24 protein-coding genes and 3 pseudogenes are annotated in these 23,988 nt (G+C 36.2%); 17 read left to right on the top strand and 10 right to left on the bottom strand.

All coding sequences use genetic code 11. From position 1 onward, the window contains the following. Positions 1–1,089: 1,089 nt before the first annotated feature. Genes LEP1GSC059_RS13635 through LEP1GSC059_RS13620 form a run of 4 tightly spaced genes read left to right on the top strand, consistent with a single transcriptional unit; the run spans position 1,090 to position 4,451 of the window. Entirely contained in the window at positions 1,090–2,265 is a 1,176-nt protein-coding gene (locus tag LEP1GSC059_RS13635) for an acyl-CoA dehydrogenase family protein (protein ID WP_017213665.1), read from the top strand. Between the two features lie 20 nt (positions 2,266–2,285). Then, complete coding sequence (locus LEP1GSC059_RS13630; protein WP_004440047.1) at positions 2,286–3,326, top strand: phosphotransferase family protein; 1,041 nt, start codon at positions 2,286–2,288, stop codon at positions 3,324–3,326. After that, positions 3,316–3,711 (top strand): DUF6285 domain-containing protein, encoded by a 396-nt coding sequence (locus LEP1GSC059_RS13625; protein WP_020980943.1) that lies wholly within the window; start codon positions 3,316–3,318, stop codon positions 3,709–3,711. Before LEP1GSC059_RS13630 ends, LEP1GSC059_RS13625 begins: the two co-directional genes overlap by 11 nt. Positions 3,712–3,716: 5 nt before the next feature. Continuing rightward, complete coding sequence (locus tag LEP1GSC059_RS13620) at positions 3,717–4,451, top strand: histidine phosphatase family protein (protein WP_020980925.1); 735 nt, start codon at positions 3,717–3,719, stop codon at positions 4,449–4,451. 38 nt (positions 4,452–4,489) lie between these two features. On the opposite strand, the gene tmk is transcribed toward LEP1GSC059_RS13620, so the two are convergent. Further along, positions 4,490–5,104 (bottom strand): dTMP kinase, encoded by a 615-nt coding sequence (gene tmk, locus LEP1GSC059_RS13615; protein ID WP_020980902.1) that lies wholly within the window; start codon positions 5,102–5,104, stop codon positions 4,490–4,492. Between the two features lie 105 nt (positions 5,105–5,209). Here tmk and LEP1GSC059_RS13610 point away from each other — a divergent pair, with 105 nt between their 5' ends. The 7 genes and pseudogenes from LEP1GSC059_RS13610 (at position 5,210) to LEP1GSC059_RS24300 (ending at position 10,065) form a co-directional block, all read left to right on the top strand. After that, entirely contained in the window at positions 5,210–5,830 is a 621-nt protein-coding gene (locus LEP1GSC059_RS13610) for a trypsin-like peptidase domain-containing protein (protein ID WP_002176317.1), read from the top strand. 220 nt (positions 5,831–6,050) lie between these two features. Continuing rightward, a complete protein-coding gene (locus LEP1GSC059_RS13605) occupies positions 6,051–7,220 on the top strand; it encodes a S1C family serine protease (protein ID WP_002176267.1) in 1,170 nt (389 codons plus the stop codon). Continuing rightward, entirely contained in the window at positions 7,221–8,249 is a 1,029-nt protein-coding gene (ruvB, locus tag LEP1GSC059_RS13600; RefSeq protein WP_002155317.1) for a Holliday junction branch migration DNA helicase RuvB, read from the top strand. Next, positions 8,224–9,141: an energy transducer TonB gene (locus LEP1GSC059_RS13595; RefSeq protein ID WP_004431023.1), complete on the top strand. Its 918-nt coding sequence runs from the start codon at positions 8,224–8,226 to the stop codon at positions 9,139–9,141. Before ruvB ends, LEP1GSC059_RS13595 begins: the two co-directional genes overlap by 26 nt. Before the next feature lie 53 nt (positions 9,142–9,194). Beyond that, a pseudogene (locus LEP1GSC059_RS13590) lies at positions 9,195–9,382 on the top strand (antitoxin PHD); the annotation flags it as partial. Positions 9,383–9,625: 243 nt separating this feature from the next. Continuing rightward, complete coding sequence (locus tag LEP1GSC059_RS24305; protein WP_017213662.1) at positions 9,626–9,856, top strand: SMI1/KNR4 family protein; 231 nt, start codon at positions 9,626–9,628, stop codon at positions 9,854–9,856. After that, positions 9,787–10,065, top strand: coding sequence for an SMI1/KNR4 family protein (locus LEP1GSC059_RS24300; RefSeq protein WP_337587750.1), 279 nt, complete (start codon positions 9,787–9,789; stop codon positions 10,063–10,065). Before LEP1GSC059_RS24305 ends, LEP1GSC059_RS24300 begins: the two co-directional genes overlap by 70 nt. Before the next feature lie 120 nt (positions 10,066–10,185). Here LEP1GSC059_RS24300 and LEP1GSC059_RS23430 read toward each other — a convergent pair. From LEP1GSC059_RS23430 to LEP1GSC059_RS13555, 5 genes and pseudogenes are all read right to left on the bottom strand, one after another. Then, positions 10,186–10,467 (bottom strand): annotated as a pseudogene (locus tag LEP1GSC059_RS23430) (hypothetical protein); the annotation flags it as partial. 1,474 nt (positions 10,468–11,941) lie between these two features. Then, positions 11,942–13,783, bottom strand: a complete 1,842-nt coding sequence (locus LEP1GSC059_RS13570) for a sensor histidine kinase (RefSeq protein ID WP_020980942.1) — start codon at positions 13,781–13,783, stop codon at positions 11,942–11,944. Beyond that, a complete protein-coding gene (locus LEP1GSC059_RS13565) occupies positions 13,783–14,484 on the bottom strand; it encodes a response regulator (RefSeq protein WP_002176201.1) in 702 nt (233 codons plus the stop codon). Before LEP1GSC059_RS13565 ends, LEP1GSC059_RS13570 begins: the two co-directional genes overlap by 1 nt. A gap of 357 nt (positions 14,485–14,841) precedes the next feature. After that, entirely contained in the window at positions 14,842–15,249 is a 408-nt protein-coding gene (locus LEP1GSC059_RS13560; RefSeq protein WP_017213659.1) for an LIC12806 family lipoprotein, read from the bottom strand. Between the two features lie 24 nt (positions 15,250–15,273). After that, positions 15,274–16,281 carry a hypothetical protein gene (locus tag LEP1GSC059_RS13555; protein WP_020980932.1) on the bottom strand — a complete coding sequence of 336 codons (1,008 nt, stop codon included), beginning with the start codon at positions 16,279–16,281 and terminating at the stop codon, positions 15,274–15,276. 95 nt (positions 16,282–16,376) lie between these two features. Between LEP1GSC059_RS13555 and LEP1GSC059_RS13550 the strand changes: the two genes are divergently transcribed. The 3 genes from LEP1GSC059_RS13550 to LEP1GSC059_RS13540 are packed head-to-tail and all read left to right on the top strand — an operon-like array spanning position 16,377 to position 17,706. Then, positions 16,377–16,577 (top strand): hypothetical protein, encoded by a 201-nt coding sequence (locus LEP1GSC059_RS13550; protein ID WP_002176321.1) that lies wholly within the window; start codon positions 16,377–16,379, stop codon positions 16,575–16,577. Then, a complete protein-coding gene (locus tag LEP1GSC059_RS13545; RefSeq protein WP_020980938.1) occupies positions 16,574–17,149 on the top strand; it encodes a hypothetical protein in 576 nt (191 codons plus the stop codon). The genes LEP1GSC059_RS13550 and LEP1GSC059_RS13545 overlap by 4 nt, the downstream gene beginning before the upstream one ends. Further along, positions 17,146–17,706: an RsmD family RNA methyltransferase gene (locus tag LEP1GSC059_RS13540; protein WP_020980933.1), complete on the top strand. Its 561-nt coding sequence runs from the start codon at positions 17,146–17,148 to the stop codon at positions 17,704–17,706. The genes LEP1GSC059_RS13545 and LEP1GSC059_RS13540 overlap by 4 nt, the downstream gene beginning before the upstream one ends. A 724-nt stretch (positions 17,707–18,430) precedes the next feature. On the opposite strand, the gene LEP1GSC059_RS13535 is transcribed toward LEP1GSC059_RS13540, so the two are convergent. Next, positions 18,431–19,336, bottom strand: coding sequence for an esterase/lipase family protein (locus LEP1GSC059_RS13535; protein WP_020980904.1), 906 nt, complete (start codon positions 19,334–19,336; stop codon positions 18,431–18,433). 119 nt (positions 19,337–19,455) lie between these two features. Continuing rightward, a complete protein-coding gene (gene msrB, locus LEP1GSC059_RS13530) occupies positions 19,456–19,851 on the bottom strand; it encodes a peptide-methionine (R)-S-oxide reductase MsrB (RefSeq protein ID WP_201028176.1) in 396 nt (131 codons plus the stop codon). 404 nt (positions 19,852–20,255) lie between these two features. Here msrB and LEP1GSC059_RS24295 point away from each other — a divergent pair. Continuing rightward, positions 20,256–20,391 (top strand): annotated as a pseudogene (locus tag LEP1GSC059_RS24295) (toxin-antitoxin system, toxin component, PIN family protein); the annotation flags it as partial. 35 nt (positions 20,392–20,426) lie between these two features. Here the strand turns inward: LEP1GSC059_RS24295 and LEP1GSC059_RS13520 are convergent. Further along, positions 20,427–21,041, bottom strand: coding sequence for a TetR/AcrR family transcriptional regulator (locus tag LEP1GSC059_RS13520; RefSeq protein WP_002176319.1), 615 nt, complete (start codon positions 21,039–21,041; stop codon positions 20,427–20,429). Then, positions 21,022–21,222, bottom strand: a complete 201-nt coding sequence (locus tag LEP1GSC059_RS22145; protein ID WP_061231646.1) for a hypothetical protein — start codon at positions 21,220–21,222, stop codon at positions 21,022–21,024. The genes LEP1GSC059_RS13520 and LEP1GSC059_RS22145 overlap by 20 nt, the downstream gene beginning before the upstream one ends. A 69-nt stretch (positions 21,223–21,291) precedes the next feature. Between LEP1GSC059_RS22145 and LEP1GSC059_RS13515 the strand changes: the two genes are divergently transcribed. Beyond that, a complete protein-coding gene (locus LEP1GSC059_RS13515; protein WP_017213652.1) occupies positions 21,292–22,152 on the top strand; it encodes an acyl-CoA thioesterase in 861 nt (286 codons plus the stop codon). A gap of 34 nt (positions 22,153–22,186) precedes the next feature. Next, positions 22,187–23,512, top strand: coding sequence for a thiolase family protein (locus LEP1GSC059_RS13510; protein WP_002176266.1), 1,326 nt, complete (start codon positions 22,187–22,189; stop codon positions 23,510–23,512). Positions 23,513–23,988: the final 476 nt, after the last annotated feature.

Raw genomic sequence — 23,988 nt, 5'->3', positions numbered from 1 at the left:
ACGACACATTTCATACTATGAATGTTGAAGAACTTTCGGAACTGGCCGATACCATTGAAATGGATATTTTCGACGTAGGACGCATGCTCTATGCAAAAAAATGGGAACTGGAAATCAGAATTCAATCCTCTTCTTTAGAAGAATTTTTGGACTTAGCTACAGCTTGGAGCTGAAATGTTTTCAGTTGCGTCTTGCGTGCGTTTTCGCAATTTAAAACGCGCGCGCAAACATTTTGAGTTGGATTGAATTGTTGTGATTCTTTTGAAAATTATTTAACTTCTGGGATCTATGAGTATTCGAACTTTTGTTTTTTAGTTATTCTCAAAAAAGGTCAAGTAGTTGGGTTCGCATGAAAAGTTGTAAATTCTATAAGATCTGAAAATAAAGATTTTAAATCCAGTTTGAGCGTAAAACAGTTGTTTGGCGATTTTAAACATTAGAGTTTTTGAAAAAATCCATAGTGACGATCAACAAATTGCTTCAATAGGAGGTTTTGGAACAAGCTCTTAATTCGATCATTTGTTTTTCATTTTTAAAAACGTTTTTATTTATGTTGATGAGAATTTTTTGTTTTGCGAAAAAAAATAATAAATCAGTATAATTGAATATTCTGAAAAAATAGATTGAGTCTGTTTTTATATTTTTGATTATAAAATCATCGATAGGTTTATTTTTATTAGAGTTGTTGAAAGATTCCATAGTTCAAGATTAACAAAGTTGCTTGAATCGACTTTTTCCATAAAAGAAACTGATGAAAAATTCATTTTTCAACAACTCTATTGGAATCTTAGAAGAATTTCTGATTACAAAAAGTATTTGGATGAAATACCAACTCAATTTAGGGAAAGTAAATTCATTCGATTGAGTAGGAACACAAAGCGCCATACCAAATAGAATTGATTGTTCTTTGAAAACGAACATGCTCTTCAGCTGTTATCTGGTCCAAATATTTAGTATTGATCGCGTATATTTAGAAAATATTTTTATTCTTCTGGCTTGACCTTTTGGAACGTTTAAAATTAAGTTTTCGAACGCATTCTAAAAATATAATTCTCCGTTAAGTGATCACTTTCGGTAGAAGGAGTAAGTATGGATTTTACAATTCCTCAGGAAGTTGAAGAGATCAAAAAAAAAGTCCGGGATTTTGTTGATAATTTTGCGATTCCTGCTGAAGTTCACTATGATTACGATCACGGTAGGATGCCCGAAAAGGTCACGGAAGAACTTAGAAAAAAAGTGAAGGATCTAGGGCTTTGGACTCCTCATCTTCCAAAATCGGAAGGAGGTCTTGGTCTAGATATGGTCGGAACCGCGATCATCTTTTCTGAATTGGGTCGTTCTCCGATTGCTCCTTATCTTTGTAATTGTGATGCTCCCGACGAAGGAAATATGCATCTTCTTCACATTGCCGCGAACAAAGAACAAAAAGAAAAATTTTATTATCCTCTCGTTCAAGGAAAGATTCGTTCTGCTTTTGCCATGACGGAACCTCCCCCTGGTGCGGGAGCTGATCCTCAAACTTTAACTACCAATGCAGTTAAACAAGGAAGTGAATATGTTATCAACGGACATAAATGGTTTTGCACCGGTGCAAACGGCGCTGATTTTCTGATTGTGATGTCTAAGGTTTCAGATTCTTTTCGAAGAACCACTCTATTTCTGGTACCTACAGATACTCCCGGTTATACGATGGTGAGAGAAATCGGAGTGATGGGTTCTCATGGTCCTGGCGGTCACTGCGAATTAAAGTTTGAAAACGTTTTAGTTCCTGAATCTTCCATTTTGGGAAAAGTAGGCGAAGGATTTAAATGGTCTCAAGAACGTCTAGGACCTGCTCGCCTAACACATTGTATGCGATGGATTGGTCTTGCAAGAAGATCTATGGAGATAGCTAGGAAATACGCCCTCAAGAGAGAAGTTTTTGGTCAAAGGATTGCTGATCATCAGGGAATCCAATGGATGTTTGCCGAATCCGCTGTTGAGATTGAATCAGGTTATATGCTCACTTTAAAAGCGGCCCATACTTTAAAAGTGGGAGAGGATGCGAGGCAAATCATATCTATGGCAAAATGGCAAGTTTCGGAAACTCTTTGTAAGGTGATCGATCGTGCGATTCAGATTTGTGGTTCTCACGGTTATGGAAGAGACATGAAATTGGAGCTATTTTATAGAGATGCAAGAGCTGCGAGAATCGCAGACGGACCTAGCGAGGTTCATAAAATGGTGATCGGAAGAAATCTGATTAGTGGTAAAAGCGATTTTTAATATTATAATTTGAGAATGTTATGAACGATTCAGAACTAAAAAAGACTCTGGAAAACTATCTTTCCGAAAGATTAAAAGGTAAAACCGAGATTCATTCTATGGTTTCTCTAAGCGGCGGAGCCTGCCAAGAAAATTTTTCCGCCCAGGTTCAAGTACTGGAAGGACCTGAAAAAGGTTCTTACGATACCGTGTTTAGAACGGATAAGGGAGCGTCTCTTTTGGCTTCTTTAAGTCGGGAAAACGAATTTGGAGTTTGTGAACTCGCCTACAATTCGGGAGTAAATACTCCAAGGCCTTTCTGGCTCGAAGCCGATCGAAAAATTACCGGAAGTCCTTTTTATTTTATGCAGAAAATTTCCGGAAAGGCGACCGGAAGATACGTAGTTAAAGATCCTTCTTTGAACAATATGAGAAAAAAACTTACGATTGATCTGGCCGAAAATCTTGCAAAAATTCATTCTTTAAAACCGAAGGATTGTAAAAATGAAACGTTATGTGAAACACTTTGGATGGGCCATGACCCGAACGATAAAATAGTGGCAAACGGTTCAATCCGTTCTCTACGTTTGGAATTGGAAAAAATGTCGGAAGTTTATCCTGCTATGGAAATGATTTTGAACTGGTTGGAGAAAAAATCAAAACCTTCCGACGATGTCGTATTAATACATGGTGATTTTAGAACCGGCAACTTTATGGTAACTCCGGACGGACTACAAGGAATAGTAGATTGGGAGTTTGCGCATTGGGGAGACCGTCACGAAGATCTGACCTGGCTTTGTATGAGAGATTGGAGATTTGGAAAGTTGAATAAAGAAGCAGGAGGTTTTGCGGATCGAAATGAGTTTTATGAAACCTATGAAAAAGTTTCGGGCATAAAATTGGATCCGTCTATGATCACTTATTGGGAAGTGATGGGAAATCTTAGATGGGCGATTGGATGTATAGGACAAGCGGAAAGACATCTTTCCGGTAAAGATAAAGGAATAGAACTTGCGGCGATCGGAAGAAGGGCTTGCGAGATGGAATATGAAGCAATGAGGATCATAGAAAATGCAGGATAAACCTACGTCTATCGACTTAATAGAATCAATTCAAGATTTTCTAATGAAAGAAATACTTCCTCAGTTTAAAGACAAGGATCTTCTTTCTTATAAAACATTAGTAAGTTGGAATATGCTAGGAGTTGTATCTAGAGAAATCCGTTTTGGAGAAGAATTATTGGACCGAGAACTGGACCGTCTAACAAAACTTTTAAATAAGGATTTTACTTTACCGTCTACCTTGGGCGAAAAGAAAAAATTGGCTTATGCTTGGAACGTAGAACTCAGGGATAAAATCCGTAAAGAGAAACTTTCACTGGAGGATTCTGCCTATTGGGACCACGTAAAAAAAACCGTTATGGAAAAAGTGGAAATTACGAATCCTAGATTTAGTACGGAAAGTTAGTCGTCATGTCTATTGTTCATCTGATCCGTCACGGTCAGGCAAATTCCCAGGGCGAAAACTACGACCTTCTAACTCCGCTTGGAAAAGATCAATCGTTTGCGCTTGGAAAATACATGGCACATAACGGAGAGCTTCCGGATCGAATTATTACCGGAACTTTAAGAAGGCATTTGGAAACCGCGGACTGGTTTATGAAAGGTGTGGTTTCTGAAGTAGGAGATCTGGAAAAATACAAAATAGATTCTTTCGTTTGTAGAGACTCCGGTTGGAACGAATTTTCACCCGAACTTTGGAGTTCTTTGGCCAAATTACTCGCGTCGGATAGACCCGAGTTTGCTAGAATTCTTTCACAATTCTATAAGGTTAAGGTTAGAGGAGGAACCCGATCAAAGGCTTTGTTCTACAAATTGACGGAAGAAATTCTTAAATTTTGGAAGGAGGAGGCGATAACCTCTGAGGATATAGAAACATACGAAAACTTTGAAACTAGAATATTTAATTCTTATAATGTTTGGTTCTTTTCCGGGGAACAGGAACGAAATTTTATATTTACTTCTGGAACTCCGATTTCCCTGGTTCTAAATCGTATACTACGTCAGAACGAAGACGCCTTTTCCTGGATGCCTTGGATTTGGAATACTTCCGTTAGCACGTTTCAAAAAGTGAAAGGGAAATATCTCCCTATTTCGATTAATGGTGTGCCTCATCTTACTCAAAAAAAAGATCGAACTTTGTTTTAAAATTTTAGAATATAAAATATTTATTGTATATAAAGATTCTATGAGTTTTTTTTGATCTTTTTAAGAAAAATTTCCAGACATTCTGAAACGATTTGGTTTGGCTCTTTATTGCCGTCGATTTGAATTGTATCTTTGGGGAGAATTTTTTCGTAAGCCGAATGAATTTTTTCAAGCTGAGTTAACGTTTCAAATCTTTCTTTATCTTCCTTTCTTCGATTTAATCTTTCGAGAGCGATTGTAGGACTTAAGTCTAAATAAAATAGAAGATCAGGAATTTTAAAATTTCGATTTAGATTTTTTTTTAGAATTATCTCTGGAGACAAGTCATCTCCGCTTTGGTAGGCGGCTGTGGAATACATATAACGATCAAGTAAAACGTTCTTGTCTGAGTTCAAAGCGGGAAGAATATTTTGTTTTAAAGATTCTTCCCTATCGTTTAAAAAGGCTTGGATTTGTTCTTCTTTTCCAAGTTCGATTTCTCCTCTGAGAAATTTTCTAAGATACTTTCCCGTTTCCAGATTTGTAGGTTCGGTAAAAGTTACGGAAGGAATTCCAAGTTCTATGAGTTTTTTGGTTAACGATTTGCAAAGTGTAGATTTGCCACTTCCATCGATTCCTTCAAAAACTACAAAGATTGGTTTTTTATTCTTCATTTTAACGGTTCCGATTCAATTCTTGACAAAGATGGATTCGTATAAAACCATTCTTATATCTACATGGATTCTTTTAGAAATTAAGAATCCAATGAAAATTCCTTTATGAACTTATATTTTTCAATTCTGAAACGTTTCGGAGTAATTTTTTATTTAGGATTTTTTTCTTTTAATTGTTCTTCTCAAATTCAACAAATAAAAATTGCCGAAACAGAAACCAAACAGGAAGATTCAATTGATCCTTCTATTTATCAATCTAAGGATAAAATTAGAGTACATCATATTTTCGAAGAAGTTTATCCTACTTCTTCCGCGAGTTCGGTTTCGATTGTTATCGAAAAAATTATGAGGTCTAAAGCGTTATCTTCTAAAGGCGGGCATTTCCTGGAAAAAACTTTTGTGATTTTAGGTTATGGAATTGTTCTCAATCAACAGGGTTATATTCTCACGAACTCTCACGTGATCGGAACTTACGATCATCTTCTCGTAAAATCTAAATCCGGTAAATTTTACGAAGCAATTATAATTGGTCAGGATAAAAAAATCGATTTAGCAATTTTGCAAGTAACTCCAGACGAAGATATAGTCCCAGTGGAAAAGTTGGATTATTATACCCTTCAAAGGGGGGAGGCGGCGATCCGTAAATATATCAATGCAAAAAACCAGATGAAAAAACATAGGGACCCGAAAGTCAAAATGAAAGTTCATCACGGTTCTTCTTTATAATTCTCTCGTTTTTTATACTAGGAAAACGGAAACTCTTTTTTAAGCTCGCGGTCTAACGGTTAAAGACGAAAGAATTCTTCTCTATTTCGTCTTATTAATTCTTTGAACCGAATGTGTACTCTGGGAAAGACTCGCTTCTAAATCTAACTTGACAGTCACGGAAGCGAGTCGATCCTTTTAGTACCCAAGCGGATATTTATTTTCAGAGGGATCGAATTCAATGAAAAATACGGAAAAACTGAAGTATGTTGCAATCGTAAGCATTTCTCTTCTACTTGGAGCTTTTTTATCTCCTGTTATGTTTTGTGGAACCGGTCAGAATAGTCCTCTCTTTCTAAGTGCCAAAGGTGATAAGGAACCGAGTCCTGCAACTCGTCAGGCGATCACGATTCAACAAGCCTTTGAAGAAGTGTATCAAACCGCTTCTCCCAGTGTCGTTTCTATTGCTACGGAAAAAATTCAAAACGTCCCAGTTCATCCAGGAGGACCTTTTGGAGATCCTTTCTTTGATCAATTTTTTGGTAGAAGTCAAGGCGGCGGCGGTAGGGTGATGAAACAAAAACAAACCGGTCTCGGTTCTGGAATCATTCTCAATACTCAAGGATATATTTTAACGAACGAACACGTGGTTCGTTCTATGGATAAACTCACCGTTCGTTTAAAAACTGGTAAGACGTTTACTGCGGAACTTATAGGTTCCGATCCTGTTATCGATTTGGCTCTTTTAAAAATCAAACCGGAAGGAGAAATCGTTCCGATTGAACTAGGTGATTCTTCTGCTGTAAAGGTGGGCGACTGGGCGATTGCGATCGGCGCTCCTCTTGGTTATGAACAATCTCTAACCGCAGGGATTGTGAGTGCGGTCGGTAGAACCGGAATTGACAACAGCGGGGTTCATTATCTTCAAACGGATGCTTCTATCAATCAAGGAAATTCCGGAGGTCCTCTTTTAGACATCAATGGTCGTGTGATCGGTATCAATCGTATGATTGCTTCTCAAAGTGGTGGTTCGGTTGGAATCGGATTTGCGATTCCGATTAACGAGGCTAAGGCGATCATGGAAGAATTAAAAACCACCGGCAAAGTAAAACGTCCGGCACAGGCTTGGCTTGGCGTCGGAGTAGATTATCTTCACGAAGATGATGCAAAGAAGCTAAATCTTTCTGGGGGTGCGGTTGTAGTTCAGATCATGAATGATTCTCCTGCAGATCGTGCCGGGATTCAATTGATGGACGTGATCACTGAAATTTCTGGAACTAAAATCAATTCCCCGGAAGAAGTAGTCAGTACAGTCAAAAAAAGTAAAGTAGGAGATCGTATTACGGTTACAGTTGTACGTCAGGGAAATGTTTCCAGAATCTCTATCCAACTTAAGGAAAGACCGAACTGATTGGCAAAATCCCATACTCTGAATCCTGAAGAAGAATTTGAAGAAGAGTCGGGTTTACGTCCTTCTCTTCTTTCCGAATTTATAGGTCAAAAAGAAGTCCTAGATAATCTTACTGTTTACGTCCAAGCCGCTAAAAATCGCAAACGTGCACTGGATCACGTTTTAATTTCCGGTCCTCCTGGTCTTGGTAAAACTACACTTGCAGGAATTATTTCCAACGAACTTGGAACAAGGCTTACAATTACTTCTGCTCCCGTAATTACCAAAGGAGCAGACCTTGCTCGTCTTCTTACGAGTATGGGAGAAGATGAAATTTTATTCATAGACGAAATTCATACTCTTCCTAAAAAACTGGAAGAGATTCTCTATCCTGCAATGGAAAATTATATGATCGATCTGGTCATCGGAGAAGGTGTGACTGCTCAAATGGTTCAGATTCCTCTCAAACCTTTTACTTTGGTAGGAGCTACTACCAGGAGCGGTTTGATCAGCGAACCGCTTAAAAGTCGTTTCGGAATTCAACTTAGACTGGATTATTACAACGACGAAGAAATGAAACAAATCGTTTTACGTTCTTCTAAAATTCTTGGGGTTTTGATCGAAGACGATGCTGCTTTGGAAATTGGAAAACGTTCCCGTAAAACTCCTAGAATTGCAAATCATCTTTTAAAAAGAATCCGGGATTTCAGCGAAGTAGAAGGAAATCTTTCTGTAAAAAAGGATCTTTGTCTAAAGGCTTTTGAAAAGATGGGGATTGACGATCTGGGTCTGGATGGTATGGATAGACAGATTCTAGGTTGTATGATTGATCGTTATAAAGGTGGTCCAGTAGGACTTAAAGCAATTGCGGTTGTGGTAGGTGAGGAAGAAAAAACAATTGAGGACACTTACGAATCTTTTATGGTTCGGATCGGACTCATCAATCGAACTCCTGCAGGTAGAGTTGCGACCGAAAAAGCATATCGTCAATTGAAGAGACTGGAAGATTTTTCCGTACATCATCATGGACAAGACCCGACTTTATTCTGAATATTCAGGAATTCCAGAAGACGATCAGAGATTGATCTATGCTTCCTTTCTAGTTCTTGCGATTGCGTCTTTTTTTACTGCTCATTTACTTACACGCAACATGTTATGGAAAATTCTCGGAAGTGAACCCATGGTAAAAATGGAAAACAACGAGGAAAAAGAAAAGATCTACGAGGTTCTTTTGGAACAAGACTTTGTAGATAAAAATGTCAAGGACGAATACAAGGCGCTTTCCAACGTAGACGCCGCTGGTGCTGGTGGAATTACTAAGAAGGAAGGATTTCATTCCGCTAGTCCTTTTCGGGAATTTATTATGGGAAGTCTTGCAAGAAGACCTTCCGAAACTCAAAAACAAGAAACCAAAGAAAAAAACGACGAGAAAGTTTTTGAAGTAGGAATTTATAAAATCGATCCGGTTCAAACAACTAACACGGATAATACGAAACAAAATACTCAAGTTTATGGAAAGACAACTAAGATTCCATTTAATTATCGGTTTGAACAGGATTTTCTGTTTCGTTGGGATGGGAATCAGGCTCTTTCGATTCCTAGAAAAAAACTGGCTGGTTACGAATATTTTAAACGGATGTTAAAACAGATCGAAGGTAGTTTTGCTCCTCCCGGAGGAGGTAACTACGCGTATAGAGATATGGCTGGGACTGTAGTTCGAGAAGGAATTCTTCCGGGACAAGTAAAAGTACTTTTTATGTTGAACGAAGGTGGCCAGGTTTTAGACACCAGACTTGTTTCTAGTCAAGGGCAGGACGTGGTGAGTCAGGCGTGTATCGATTCTATACGAGGACAAAATTTTGGAAAGGTTCCGGATGAAGTCAAAGCACAGGGTTTGATTTTTGGAATTAACTTTATCTTTCCTATGATGCGGACTCGTTGACTTTGTGGTGAAAATAGTTGACTCAACTTTTTTTGGACTTACCTTATTTTATTATGAAAGTGAAAACGGTAGGAACCAAAGTTCTCAAAGAGAACCTCAGTGACTATCTGCGTCTTGTAAAAGAAGGGGAAACGATTCTCGTCATGGAACGCAACCGAGATCAAAAAACTCCGACGGAACGATTGAAAACTTTCTACAAAGAAAAAAAGGACTTCTTTTAAGGGCTAAAAGAAAATCTACTTTTTAAGCACAGTTTTGTTAATAGACGATTCCCTGAAAAGGAAACTTACGATTTGTGCATCCCATAAAAATATTAAAAAAATTGCATCCGATTTTAATTTTTATCTTTGTTCGTTCGTAGAGGAAAAACGAAATTGATTTCGGATGAAGTCAAAGCATAGGTTTGATTTTTGGAATTATATTTTTATAATATATAGAAAATAAATAAGTCCAAACAAGTTCGAAATTAATATCTAAATATTGTATGAATAATGCTATAACATTCGATCAATTGTTCCATCTTTTAACAAGTTTTGAAGTAAAGACATTTGGTAAGGGAGCGACGGACGAAACTATAAAATTTGCGGAAGAAAAACTAGAGATCATTATCAAAGGAGATTATCGGAATTTCTTACAGACGTTCGGTTGGGGTGGGTACAGCATTTGGAGTTGTACGGTCTCGGTTCAGACGTGCCACCCTATTTGGACCTTATAAGTGTAACGGAAAGCGAGCGTGTTGAAATGAAGCCCAAACTCCCAAAATATCTTATTCCAATCATGAATGATGGCAGCGGTAATCTATATTGTATCGATACGCGATTTGTAGAACCTTTCTTAGTCTTTTGGGATCACGAAATTGGAGAGGATCAAATCGGGACATATTATTTTTCCGAATGGTTGTATCGTGTTGTAAAGAATCTTTGATAATACATTACAATTTTCAGGTATATTTTCTTGAGACAGGAAAATGAGCTTCTGTCGAAAACAAAAAATATCACCTAACGCACATTCATTGAAGGAACGTTTTTAGAATTTCGTAATAAATCATTTCTTTGCAGGCGGATCTTCAAAAGTTCCGTCTGGATGAATTTTTCCCAAAACTCGATTGGATTGGCTTTCAATGGATAATCTGAAAACGATCGGTCTAATTTTCGGAATCTTTTGAAATTCCTCTGAGTTTGCAACTTGTTTCAGGATTTGAGTTATTAATTCACACGCATTTTTAAATTGTACTTCAAATAACGTTTCTTCTTCATCATTCGATAATTTTGAGTTCAAAATTTCGCTAAGATTGAAACCTTCCGTCTCTTCAGAAAAATTCCCTTCGATTAACGTGAATTCGACGTAGGAAAACGAGAACAGATTTTCTAAAAGTATGAGTTCCCACATTTTAGGAATCGATCAGTAAAGTTCGGATCCCAGCTTTTTTCAGAAAAATGAACTATTTACGCCAAACACACGTTAAATTAACGTGAGTTCGACGTAAGAAAATTGGGGCGAATCGCTCGCAAATTTCATAGTTAAAATGGCTCACGACCGCGCTTTTCGCTCCAATTCCTTCGGAATTTTTCAAACTCAATGCTGCTCACTATGGATCGCAGCATAATAATCGCTTTCGCATTTGTTATGCCGAACTCACGTTAAATTACGTCTCTTATAAGTTTTTTAAGAAAGCCCTTTATGACGGATTTTTTTAGTGAGAGTTCCCACAGTTAAAAAGCCCCGAACTGTAGTTACGACCTAAGATTTTATTGATAAAACTTAATTTGCGGTAGTTCCCACAGTTTCAAAAAAATCATATCTATTCTATAATCTAAAAAAAGTGTTATCTTTTGTAGATTGTATTTTTTTCAATTTTCTTAAACCAAATCACTCTATTGAGAATTGTATAATGGGCTATCAAAAATTTAGTTCTTAAATCGTTGTTTGTCTACAAATTCAAGCAATCGATTATGCAGACATCAGTAAATGATAAAAAAAGATCTTTCTAAAATCCAAACAAATCAATCTCTAATTACGGTTGTTTGAAAATTTCCTTATAAAGGTTTTTTAAAACTCTAAAAGTTCAAAGTGTGGAAACTTGAAATATTATCGAAAAATAAAATCAATCTGAAATTGGATATAATTTGTGAGAGAATTCTTTCAAAAAACAAAAGGCTCGGACTATATGCAACTTTTTGAAAACTTTCTGTATCTTTGCAAAATTAATCATTATACTAGGATAAATAAAAATAATACTTATGATGAATTTATTTCAAAACTTAAAATGTGAGATCTACTTCAAAAACTAACAAATCATAATTGAATTCAATTTTTTGAAACGCACGTATTTGGTAAAATCGATATAAAACTTTAATACTACCTTTGTACGTCTGAGTAGCAAATAATGTGAATTCGACGTAAGAGAATTTTGCCGAATCAAAAAAACTCGGTCACGTTAACTAGAGCGTATCACTTTCTGAATGCCGATCCATAAAGAGGCATTTGCCGAACATATGATAAATGCTTTCTCACGTTAAATAAAGCAAAGGTTCTAAGGTCCCGTGGCTTCTTCTATAGTTAAGTTTGCAAAATATTCTGATTTTATAAAGTACTAAAAACTAACAGGAAACTTTTAGCGAATCATTTGAAAATGTAGGAACTATTACTTTGAAAGAGTTTGATCCTGATTTTAATCCGGGATTTCTATAAAATATTTTTTATTTCTGTGATTTTCTCAAAACGGAGGTTTATGCAAAAAATTGATTGGAAGATGATTGTTTTTGGATTTTATAAAGATTTTTTATATGTTTAAATAATATTAATAAATTGGAATATTTAATTGGAATAAATTTTCAGAATTCGTAGAATTAAAAAAATAACTCGCTCCTAATTTTTCGGATCTCATTTGAATACTACTCATTCCGATTCCCAAAGGTTCTTCCGGATTGATTTCAAATTTTTTTCCATCGTCCAACACTTTCAAAACCAAATTTTTATTTTCTTTATTCCATAAAATTCTAATATTTTTAGCTTCGGAATGTCTGAGTATATTGGACATAACTTCCAGAAAGATTTTTTGAACGTGTAGGCATTGATCCAGATGGATCAAATCCGAAACTTCTTCTATTTTTGTTTTGACGTTTATAATTCCAGTGCCACCGATTCTTTCCGCGTATCTACACATAACGTCTTCCACGAGTTCTTTATTATTTCCCTGATGATGCATAAGAAAAACGATGTCTCTTACGTTCGAAATAAGATGACTCACTTCCGCTTTGAGTTTTTTCAATGTAGAATCGTTTTTATCTTTGGATTCCAATTCAAAAAGAATCGCAGTCAACTCAGAGCCAATTGAATCGTGAATATCGGAAGCGATTCTCTCTCTTTCTTGGGCTTGTAATTTTAGTTGTTCGTTATATTTGAGTTGTAGTTGTGCAAATTTTTTTGTTTTTTCTAAATCTTCCGTAAATCTAGAAGAAATAATGTAAGAATTTAATGCGACAAAGGCTACAAGCCCCAGAGGAAAACTGTAAGGGTATAAGGTGTAAATTTCATACAAACCGTAGATCCCGTCGTTCATCATAGTAAATGCAAACACAAAACCTGTAAGAAGTTCCTTGGCTTTAAAGGTGGTAGTCGCCGTGCCTAAAATTAAAACCAAAACATAAAATGGGGGGAAATACATAAACCAAGAATAAAAATTGACTATATTACGTTCGTTGAATGTAAAAATTCCTAAAAAGAAAATAGTGCCGGTTCCAATAGAAATTTGGATCCATTTTCGATTAAATTGTACCGGAAACATTTTTTGTAACATCCAAAAAGAAGTAGGAAAAAACGCAGTTTCGCAAAAAAATTTGATCCGTAACCTCAAATCTAATGAAAGGCTGGGAAGAGCCGTAAATTGAAATTCCGAAGTAATAAACGAATATCCAGAAACTAAAAAGCAAAATATAGCAAAGTATAGAGGAATTGAATCTTGTTTATAAGAAAAAAAGAATATAATATGATAGATTCCGAAAGAAAAAATAACAACTATAAGAACGATTTCTCTCCATTCTTCTTTTTTTTGATCCAAATCGATTGTGTGGCCGTTGCCAATTAAAAAAGGTTTTCTAATTCCTCCTTTAAGATAATTACCTTTGAAGGTAGAAATATTTACTGTGATATAAAAATCTCCAGAGGGAACGGAAACATTTGTAATTAAAGGATGAGCTAAAAATAGGGTTTCTATAGAATTTGTTCCCACAAAACCGTTTGAATATACTTTTTGATCGTCAAAGTAAACTTCATAAACACCCGGAAGTCTAGGAATTCTGACTTTAAAATTTTTATCTATACATTCGCATAACACGTGCAGGCGATAAGTCGCGTAACCTTCCGGAGTAAAGTTCGGATTATAATCTTTCCAAATTCCTGGAACCAGAAAGTAAGAAGTAGTTTTGTAGTTCGTAAAATTTCCGTGCGTCAGTTCTTTCCAATGAAATTCCCAATTACCATTGAGTTGGGTGGTGTCTTTTTCCAAATTGAATTTTTGAAGGTCGATTACACCTTTCTCCGCAGTTGGGGTTTTTTGAAAAGTTGGAGGAAAGGAGCAATTGGTAAAAAATAAAATTAATATAATAAAATTAAAAAGTACGAATGCGCCTGTACGCAACATTAAGGGTATCCGGGAATGTCTTGGATGATTCCCATTCTTCTTCCGCGTATGATTGCCTCTGATTTGGAGTGGACTTCCATTTTTTTATAAATTTTTTCAATATGTCTGCTGACGGTATGGCTGGATATATCAAGTTCGTCGGCGATGTCAGAAACGGTCATTCCAAGCGCGATAAAATTAAGAATTTCAAGTTTTCTTTTTGTAAGCCCCAAAGTATTTTGGACCGGTTGGTTTTTAGATTCTTCTTTTTTGGTGAACTCTCGAATGATCTTATCCGCGATTCTAGGAGTAAGAGGAGCCCCGCCTAATACGATTACTTTGAGTTCCGCTAAAAACAATTCTGGAGAAGTATCCTTTAAAAGATAACCGGATGCACCTGCTTGGATCGCTTCTACAATTTTCTCTTCGTCTTCAAAAACTGTGAATATCACATATTTAGTGTTAGGTGTTTTTTCTTTGAGTTCTTTCAGACATTCCAATCCGCTTTTTTCCGGAAGTCCTATATCTAAAATTACTATATCTGGTGTATTCAGAGGGATTTGTTCGATCGCTTTGTGAGAATTTGGATAGTGTTCTAAAAATCTAAATTCTTTAGACTTAGAAAGAAGTTCTTGAAGATTGAGCGCGGTATGCGGGTTATCTTCTACGATGGAGACCAAATAATTAGGTTTGGTAGTTTTGGAAATTTTTTGTATTACCATCGCTTGGATTATACGGATTTATTTTAATCGGTAAATAATTTTTCTACTTAACGAATGGGATCAGAAATTTTTATAAATTTACATTTTGAGAAACTCTATCAAATAAATTTTTTATCAAATAACGATAATTACTGATCCTATAATAAAATAGAGCACCATGAACTTTGGATCAAATTTCTATTTATTAAAAAATTTTATAAAATTTAAAATTACTTAAGCATTGGTAGATATTAAGAATTGTTTTTATCTATATAAATTCTTAGAATGAATTTACGTTTTAAAAAATATGTTACTTGTATGATGGGTTTTTAATATTTAGGTATTATAAATATTCTAGTTTATTTAAAATGTATTGTTCTATTTAAAAAATTCGTCCCACTCTTCCTTTGCTTTTTCCCATCTTTTTACACGATCTTGTTTGTCTTTGATCTTTAAATAAAGTCTAGGTTCTTTCCCGGGAAAAATAATTCTCACTCTATGTTCGTGAAGTACTTCTACGAAAACATTTTGTCGGTTTTCAATTTCTATGTTATATAGAACTACACTTTTCATACGCATCGGAAAAATTCTTTGGTCTATATTCCCAATCCCATTTCTGAAATCTAATTCCACACATTCTATTGGTTTGTGCCAAACATCGCAAAATTTACCTGCTGGAGGAGGAACAGGTTTAAGTCCGCAGTGAAAAAGTAAAAACGCGGAAACGATTCGGAAAAATTTTTTTAAGATTTTTTTAAGATAAAAAAATTTCACTTCGTTTAACATTCGATCAAAATTTTTAGGAATCCTTTACTGATCGGTAGCAGGCAATTCTAGGTTGAGTTTTGTTTTGAGGGTAGGTTTTTCTTCTATAATTTCTTTTGCCAGTTTTACGATCTCTCCTCTTCTATCTTCTGATTTTGGATATAACTCTTCTAAAATCGTAATCGATTTAGGATGTAAATTTTGAAGTCTAAAAATTTTTGCTTCTAAAATCCAGGATCCGGTTGTAATGAAGTCTTCGTTTTCGTTTCTGACCTTACGGATCAAATTGAGCGAAGACACATATTGGCCTGCGCGGAATTCGGAAAGTCCTGTTAAAAAATTTGCTTCTCTTTCTGTCAGAAGAATGGATTGGCTGGATTCTGTACTTGCTAAATTTCGTTTTAAAAAATCGGTATCTCCCGAAAGGGATGCTCCTAAAATAGAAATCCAAATATAGGCAGTTTTGAATTCGGGACTGATTTTATCGTATGGAATAGAATTTAAAAGTTGTGTGAGAGATTTTCTAGAAAGATGTTGTTTGACCGTCTCTCCAAATGCAATCATCACTTCGTTATCTGGATTTTCGCTCATAGAAGGATCGATCGCTTTTGCACGAAGTGCATTACGATACATCTCTTCTAAAATGGGAAGATACGATCCATCTTCTTTAAGAAAGTCGTTAAACCCGGAGTAGGCGAGTTTTATTAGAGTTCCGGAATCGAATGAAAATCCATTGAGTAAAAACGAATTATAATTTCCTAATGCGATATAAAAATATCCTAATTCGTCCGAAGAATTGGCGTGAATGTAGTCTTTGGCGGCGTTTAGAAAATTTTTTACAGAACCTTCTTCCAAAGCTCCAGAACGAATTTGCTGTTGGATGTTTTTTCTTTCTTTTTCGAGAAGAATTTTTCTATCACCCGCAAATAGATTCTTAATACCTTGGCGAAAAAAAAATCCAGTTCCGCCTAAGATCAGTAAAAGAACGATAAAGATATAAGGTTTGTAACTGGTTTTCTTTTTATAACTTTTCAGACCGGATTGATATAACATACTTCGTCGATTTTTTACAGGCCCATTCTGGGTTCACGTATTTTTTAATTCCCTAAAACTTGACATAGAGGGCTCTCCTGATTCTGTGGATTTCTATGCCTTACAATTACGATTTTGACGAAGATTTTGAAGTTGAGACTGATTACGATGAAGATGTTACCGGCGAAGAGGTGTTAACGTTTGCCTGTGAGGATTGTGATCATCGTTGGGAAGAGGACGCTTATGAAGCGGAAGATTATGGACCTGAAGGGCCAATTTGTCCTATGTGTGGCTCCTCTACAGTGATCGAACTTTGAAAAATACCCAGCCGGTTTGGCGATTTGTAAAAAACCGGCTTTTTGGGTTCGTATTTGTACCCTTCTTATTTTTTTCTCAAAGGGTTTTTTCTACCGACTTCAGCGATGTATATGATTTTTACAAAAAAGGAAATTATGATACTTTAGTAAAGGTTTCCCGGGCCGCGCTGCGCAGGGAAGAAGTAGATTATAAAATTCTACCTTTATATACCGCTTCCGAAAAAGATCCGGAAGAAATTGATAAAACTCTGAGAAGTATTTATGAGAAGAAGGAATCACATCCTGGGATTTTTTACAATTCCGTGTTTTTGTTTTTGGAACGCTGTCTGGTATTGGGGGATGAATCATCCGGAATTCATTGGGGAAAAGTATTTGCCGAAAAAGGATCGTCTTCTGTCCGTTATACGGAAGGGTTGTATACTTACGCGTGTATTTTGTACGAAGCCGGAAATTTTTCCGAAGCAAAACAAATTCTTGCTAAACTCAAAGAATTTGGATCTATCCAAAAACTTATAAAGAAGATTAAAATTTTAGAACTCAGTATCGAAAAAAAAATGGAATCACAGACTTGAAGATACTCAAAGTACAAACCGGAAAGTTCAAAGGCAAATCGATCGAAACCCCTCCTTCGGTCGCCGGAAACACTAACTTTACTCCTGCAATATTAAAAAAATCTGTTTTTGATATGATCGGTTCTCTGGTATTAAAGGGTAGATTGATACAGGAAGAATCCGTGTTTGTGGATTTTTTTGCCGGTTCGGGGCAGATGGGCCTGGAAGCGGTAAGTCGAGGATTTGCAAGAGTCGTTTTGTATGAATTGGCTTGGGAAAGATCAGACAACCTTAGAAAGCTTTTCTCTAAATTTGGAGATAACTGTCAAGTTTATAGAAAGGATGTATTCCGTTTTTATGATAAACTCGATATTCCCGAAATTTCTAGAATCTTTTTTTTAGATCCTCCTTATTCTTTTTGGGATAAGAAGGCAGAAAAAATTCGGACCATTTCTGATTTTTTGTTAAGTGAAGAAACTACCGTAGCAGTTTTTATTCAATCTCCTGTAAATCCAGGTTGGCCCGGTTTTGAAACTAGAAAGTTTGGAAAAAATTTTTTAACTTTTCGAGTTAAATAACTTGGGTTCGATGTAAGGAATTTATTTTTCTGAAAAAAGTTGGATTTGGATTTTATGGATCAATTCCTAAAATGTAGTAACTCTTACAAATCATTAGAATGTTATCGTTGAATCCTGGGTCGTAACTACAACTATATTCGGAAGATGTTAGAACTCATGTTATAAAATTAAGAGCTTGTACCAAAACCTCAAAGAATTTTACACGATCATTTTTTAGAAATTTTTAATAAAGTATAGTAGTTCTTACAAATTAAGTCGCATTTAGCAATTTGCGAACTTTTGAGCAGATCTAATGTCGTTAAATTTTCGTAGTAGTTCCCACATTTTAGGAAACTTAGTGCCTCACTTCTGTGAGCGCTCGACAAGCTCTAAGTTAATTTACAAGCGCCAGCGATCTAAGCGACGCGGAACGCGGTCACGTTTTATTGAAAACGTGACCGGAACGAAGTGTAGTCGCGGCAGAGCGCGGTCCTTTTGATCGTAGATCGAAAGGAGGCGCCAAAATGAGTTTCTAAAAATAGAGTTGTTGAAAAATGAATCTCCATCTACTTCTGTTTTATGGAAACAGTCGATTGAAGCAGTTTTGTTAATCTGGACTATGGAATTTTTCAACAACTCTAATGTTTATTGATTTGTTTTTTACTTTGAAAATGGGCAATTATCTTCAAAATTATAAAAGGTTATATTTGAATTTTTTTATATTCTAAAATAAGAATGTTATTTTTTATTTTTTTTTCTTTGCGGGGGCCGACTTTTTCTTGGAAATTTGTTTTGCTTTTGCTGACTTTTTTGAATGAGTAGTTTTAGAATTTGTTTTTTTTGCGACTATATTAGATTTGGAATTAGTAATGTATGATTCGGCTGTTTTTTGGTCTATTTTAGAAGATTCTACTTTTCTAATGATTGGTTTCGGATCTTTGTTTTCTTCTGCTGTGATCAAATCGAAAAGACATTCGATACCTAACGGACCCATAAAAAGATTGAAATGTCCTGCTTCTGGAAGTTCTACGTCGTCGAAATGACCTAAACGAGAATTTTCGGAAGGGAGGATAAACTGATCTTTTTTTGTAAAAACGGATTGAACGTTAGGCAGCTTTTCAAATACTTCGCCGATTTCTTGGATAAATTTAGAACCAGGCATAGACTGCCAGCTAGAAATAAATATGGGAGTAAAATAAGCCAGATAAGTTCCTTTTACAGGAGTTCCTGTAATAAAAAGTTTCTTAATTCTATCTCTTCCTTTGTAAGTAAGACCCGCTGCGATCAAACCTCCGGTTGAGTGGCCGACAATATAACAATTTTGGATATTCTTTTCGATTAAAAACGTTTCTAAAAGTTTGCTTTTTTTACGTATGTTGCCCACTTGAAATCCGAGAGGAACCGTATAAACAGGATGTCCATTTGCGGAAAGGTGTTTATACATCGACTTCCAAGAAAGAGATCTGCCTAAAAATCCGGGGACCAAAACGACAGGACGTTTATCACCTTCTGGAAAATCTTCTAATCGAAAGAAAATTCCAATGATTGAGTGCCAAAAATAAAGAACCGTATACCATTTCTCTGCTAAAAATTGAAGAATTGGATTACGAACGGAGCGGTTGTCGGAAACATAGGCGAGGTGATCGTTCATGAAGTTGCTCATCCGGATTTAGGTATGATTTTCCCTATCACCACAACTTGAAAATCAAAAAAAGAAAGTAGAAACTTTTCCGAGAAATCTAAACTTTCTCGGAAAAGTTATAATTGATTTTATTCTTTTTGAAACTTTAAAGAAGCGGAATTGATACAATAACGCAATCCAGTAGGTCTTGGTCCATCGTTGAATACGTGACCTAAATGCCCCCCACATTTAGAACAAAGAATTTCTGTTCTCTCCATTCCATGGCTGCTATCTTTTTGTTTGTCGACTGCGGCTTCTTTAACAGGCTGATAAAAAGAAGGCCAGCCGGAGCCAGATTCATACTTAGTGTCAGAAGAAAATAAAACGGCGCCGCAGGCCGCACAAATATACGTGCCTTTATCTTGATTTTTATACAGGGCCCCGGTAAAAGCCATTTCGGTTCCCTTTTGTCTTAAAATTTTATATTGTTCCGGGGTGAGTTCTTTTTTCCAATCTTCATCAGATTTATTGACTTCGTAATTCATCATTCCTCCTTTAGAGTTCGTTTTATTGGAGTCTCCATTTGCCTTTAAACAAGCAATGAATCCAAAACATAGTACAATAATCGAGAGTAAAATCTTGTTTTTCATAATGAAGAATTCGTTTTTATTTTAAATCGGTTACCTAAAAAACGAATTAAAAAATGAGAATACATTTTAGGGCGAATCTTACCGATTTTAATTCCAGAAATGTTTGCTTTGAAACTAAGAACAATTTTGATCTTTTGATCCGATAAAAATGAATTCTTCCACAAACCGATTCTGTCCAAACTTTTAAAAAGACTATTAAAAATTTCTAATTCTTTGATGGAATTGATTTTAAAACGTTATTTTCTTTTGAAGTTAGTGATAACTCGAGTGTTCTTTTTTACAAAAGATTTTAGTTTAGAAGACATATACGATATATAAAAAATCGAATGAAAAAATATTCCAATCGATCGATGTCTCATTAATGTGTATTGCAGAAAGAAAGGAATTGGACGAATCATTAGTATAGATAAAGATTTTTCTATTTATAAAACTTGAATAGGAAAGTTTTTACAAAATTTATTTAAGGGATATTAAAGAATTCTATATTCTTCCACGATCTCACGAAGCGCGTCGTCCATTTCGCGTATAAAACGAAGTTCTTGAGTCATTCTCCACATCGTAATGGAACCGTGATAGGCCATTAAAATTCTTCTGGCCACATATTGGATGTCCATGTTTCTTTTGAGTTGTCCAGATCCAATTGCCTTTTGCAAATAATCGCTGATCATACGAATCCATTTGTTCACAATATCTTTTAAAAATTCAGTATATTCAGGATCAGAATCCATAACTTGGCTTGCAAAACCAGCAAAAGGACAACCCACAAATTCGCCGTGACGAATTTGTTTTTCTTTCAGAATTACCCAGGCTCTTAAAAATTCCCCAAGATCCGGATAACGATCCATCAGATCTTGTAGATCGCTGAGGGTTTTTTCTTCCTGGCGCGCGAGATACGCAAGCCCCAATTCTTTTTTGGAAGGATAGTGATCATAAAGACTTGCGGCAACGGAATTGGATTCCTGAATGATTTGCCTCATGCCTGTATTGGAAAAACCTTGTTTGTAAAAAAGAGAAGTAGCAGTATCTAAAATTCTTTCCCGAACTCCCGTTCCGGATTCTTTTTTTTTACGCGGCTGAGTTTTCATAGTGGAGCGTAACCGATTTCTTAAGGTTCATTTTTCTATCGGAAAAATCTTCTGTCAATGACTTTGAATGGTGGGTGTAAAAAAACAGAACGAACGTTCTGTTTTTTTTGTTTGATCTAAATTTGGCTTCGTCTAAACTAGGGCCAGAATCTCCCAAAAGGCACACGTAAGGGAAAGCGATTTCGCTCCATTTCGCTCCCTACGGGTCGCGAAATAGGGTCAGAATCTCCTAAAGAATACGGAGGCCGGTATGATTGCGGATGAAATCCAACTCGTGACTCGGATTTCCGATCTGGATACTCAGAGACACGTTACCAGTAGAACGTATGAAAATTTTTGTCTCGAAGGTAGGTTTCGAACTCTCGAAAAGAATGGTTTTTCGATTCGGGAGATTCTATCTCAAGGGATAAAGATTCATCCTTTGGAATCTCAGATTCGATTCCAGGCTCAGCAGATGGAAGGAGTCAGTTTAAAAACGGAAACGAAAGCTTTTCCTTTAAAAGATGGTAAGATTTTTTGGGATCAGAAAATTTTGTCGGATGTTGGAACTGTTGCGGCGGAGATTAAAACTCTTACCTTTTCAGAAAAAGTAGGAAGCCCGATTGATCTTCTTCCTTTGGAAAAAACCGAGATGAACGGTTTTGATCAATTTCCACAGATCCCTGATTTTAAAGGAACTTGTAAAACTGTGGATACTGCAATGATAACTCTTTACAGTGAGAGAAACATATTTGGAGAATACAATCCAGCTTATCTTTGGAGAATCGTTGAAGATTCCAGATGGTTTTTTTCTACAGAAACCGGTTTGACTTTAGATCGTTTTGTAGAAATGGATACAACTCTATTTTTTATGGGTGGTGTATTCCGATTTTTTCATCCGGTTCCTGCGGGAAGAAAAATCAAAGTAAGTACTTGGATTCATTCATTTGAAAAAATTCGAAGTTATATGAGACACGAGGTTACGGATATTGAAACTGGTTTAAGATACTTTACGGTGCAGGACGAACAGTTGGTGGTTTCTCTTACCAAGTCTCGGCCTAAAAAAGCTCCTGATGAGTTTCAAAAACTGGTAGGAGATTATGTAGAGAATTTTGAATATTCTAAAAAATGAATTATAATTAAGAATTTGAAGTTGGAGAAAAAAAATGAAATTAACAAAACCTTTGGCAATTTGTACACCAAGAAGAACTCCTTTTGCTCAGATCGCGAAAGCTCTCGGACCTTATCCCGGACATCACCTGGGAAAAATAGTCGCAGAAGATATTCTCGCTAAAAGCAAACTAAAGCCGTCTCAAATCGACGGGGTTGTAGTTGGAGAAGGATTTAGCAACGCGCCTAACTCCGCAAGAGTGATCGCAAACCTGGTCGGAATGAGGGATGAAATTGCTTGTATCACCGTTGCAAACAATTGTGTTTCTGGTATGGAAGCGGTTGCGGAAGCGGCTCGTAGAATCGTGTTAGGTGAAGGAGAGGTGTTCCTTGCGATCGGAGAGGAATCTCAGACTTCTATGCCTTTTGTTGTTAAAAACGCTCGTTTGAACAAAAAGGCGGGGTCTCTGGATAAGTTAAAAAAACTTCTTCCGGATAATCTTCCCGAGGGAGTTGAATTGAGAGATACGTTGGAAGACGGACTTGGAGACGGAGAAACTTCTTACGGTATGCAAGTGACTGCAGAAATTGTTGCTCAAAATTATGGTCTTTCCCGTGAGATCCAAGATAAACTTGCGTTTGAATCCTTTAAAAGAGCATTAGAAGCTTCTAAAGCAGGTAAATATTCGCCTTACATCATTCCTATGAAAGACGACGAAGGAAATGAACTTACGATCGACGAGGCGGTTGGTCTACGCGAAGGTTTGGTGGAAAACCCGACTCGTATGGGAAGAGCGATGCTTATGTTCGATAACCCAGGTATGAAATTCGAAGAATTTAAAACCAAATATTCTAAGGATCTTAAAAAATCTCATGGTCCTACGGTTTCCATTTTTAATGCAAGTCCTCGTTCTGATGGAGCCGCGGGTGTGATCGTTACCACGGTTGAAAAAGCAAAAGAACTTGGTCTTACGATTGAGGCGGTTGTTTCTGGTTGGTATATGAAAGGAGTTCATCCGAATAACATGGGCATTGGACAGGCTGCTGCCACCAAAGCTTTGTTAGACGAAGTTGGGATCAAGATCCAAGACGTTGACTACGTTGAAATTCATGAGGCTTTTGCCGCAACCGCAGTAGGCGCGCTTGAACAAATTAAAATGGATACCGGTTGGGATTGGGAAAAATCTTTTGATGCTAAGAAGATCAATCCGAATGGCGGTTCTATTGCGATTGGACATCCGTTCGGAGCAACTGGAATCCGTTTGATTGCAAACGCGATTATGGATTTAAAGGAAGATTCTTCCGCCAATAAGGTAATGATCACCGCTTGTGCTCACGGTGGAATTGCAGGTTCCATGTTGATCGAAAGATATAAAGGTTAATTCATTTTTTAGAATATTCTAATAAATGAATTTCTCTTCGTCGTTATTTTGAAAGAATTAAATATTTTAAAACAATAGCGACGAGGAGCAACACCTTGTAGGTGCTTTTTTAGCCACGAAGCAGAGCGAGCTTGTACTTGGTATCAACTTCCACCTCGACGATGTTGAGGTTAGTACTCCAGAAGTATTTTGGGCATATGTGGCCGCCTTGTTCCGAATGCACGCGTGGTGAAACGATATTTTTCAATTAAGATTTAAAACTTTAAATAATAGAGTTCAGCGTAAGAAATCCACAATTCAGTTTTCTGAAAAAAGTTGGATTTGAATTTTACAGATCGATTTCTATAATGTGGGAACTACCACGTTTTATAATGAATTTGCTAAAATGATTATAGATTTCTTTTAAGATTTTTAGAAAAAATAAATGTATGAAATGAATTCTTTATATAAACCGAACTCATGACACCAATATTAGA

It is taken from the genome of Leptospira noguchii serovar Panama str. CZ214 (genome assembly GCF_000306255.2).
GTDB lineage: Bacteria > Spirochaetota > Leptospiria > Leptospirales > Leptospiraceae > Leptospira > Leptospira noguchii.
Note: the sequence above shows the minus strand (reverse complement) of the source record. Positions and strands in the feature narration are given on the sequence as shown.

Bases quoted from the DNA above. Each gene is read 5' to 3' on its own strand.
- LEP1GSC059_RS13635 (WP_017213665.1), top strand. From the start codon at position 1,090: ATGGATTTTACAATTCCTCAGGAAGTTGAAGAGATCAAAAAAAAAGTC.
- LEP1GSC059_RS13630 (WP_004440047.1), top strand. From the start codon at position 2,286: ATGAACGATTCAGAACTAAAAAAGACTCTGGAAAACTATCTTTCCGAA.
- LEP1GSC059_RS13625 (WP_020980943.1), top strand. From the start codon at position 3,316: ATGCAGGATAAACCTACGTCTATCGACTTAATAGAATCAATTCAAGAT.
- LEP1GSC059_RS13620 (WP_020980925.1), top strand. From the start codon at position 3,717: ATGTCTATTGTTCATCTGATCCGTCACGGTCAGGCAAATTCCCAGGGC.
- tmk (WP_020980902.1), bottom strand. From the start codon at position 5,104: ATGAAGAATAAAAAACCAATCTTTGTAGTTTTTGAAGGAATCGATGGA.
- LEP1GSC059_RS13610 (WP_002176317.1), top strand. From the start codon at position 5,210: ATGAACTTATATTTTTCAATTCTGAAACGTTTCGGAGTAATTTTTTAT.
- LEP1GSC059_RS13605 (WP_002176267.1), top strand. From the start codon at position 6,051: ATGAAAAATACGGAAAAACTGAAGTATGTTGCAATCGTAAGCATTTCT.
- LEP1GSC059_RS13595 (WP_004431023.1), top strand. From the start codon at position 8,224: ATGGACAAGACCCGACTTTATTCTGAATATTCAGGAATTCCAGAAGAC.
- LEP1GSC059_RS24305 (WP_017213662.1), top strand. From the start codon at position 9,626: ATGAATAATGCTATAACATTCGATCAATTGTTCCATCTTTTAACAAGT.
- LEP1GSC059_RS13570 (WP_020980942.1), bottom strand. From the start codon at position 13,783: ATGTTGCGTACAGGCGCATTCGTACTTTTTAATTTTATTATATTAATT.
- LEP1GSC059_RS13565 (WP_002176201.1), bottom strand. From the start codon at position 14,484: ATGGTAATACAAAAAATTTCCAAAACTACCAAACCTAATTATTTGGTC.
- LEP1GSC059_RS13560 (WP_017213659.1), bottom strand. From the start codon at position 15,249: ATGTTAAACGAAGTGAAATTTTTTTATCTTAAAAAAATCTTAAAAAAA.
- LEP1GSC059_RS13555 (WP_020980932.1), bottom strand. From the start codon at position 16,281: ATGTTATATCAATCCGGTCTGAAAAGTTATAAAAAGAAAACCAGTTAC.
- LEP1GSC059_RS13550 (WP_002176321.1), top strand. From the start codon at position 16,377: ATGCCTTACAATTACGATTTTGACGAAGATTTTGAAGTTGAGACTGAT.
- LEP1GSC059_RS13535 (WP_020980904.1), bottom strand. From the start codon at position 19,336: ATGAACGATCACCTCGCCTATGTTTCCGACAACCGCTCCGTTCGTAAT.
- msrB (WP_201028176.1), bottom strand. From the start codon at position 19,851: ATGAATTACGAAGTCAATAAATCTGATGAAGATTGGAAAAAAGAACTC.
- LEP1GSC059_RS13520 (WP_002176319.1), bottom strand. From the start codon at position 21,041: ATGAAAACTCAGCCGCGTAAAAAAAAAGAATCCGGAACGGGAGTTCGG.
- LEP1GSC059_RS13515 (WP_017213652.1), top strand. From the start codon at position 21,292: ATGATTGCGGATGAAATCCAACTCGTGACTCGGATTTCCGATCTGGAT.
- LEP1GSC059_RS13510 (WP_002176266.1), top strand. From the start codon at position 22,187: ATGAAATTAACAAAACCTTTGGCAATTTGTACACCAAGAAGAACTCCT.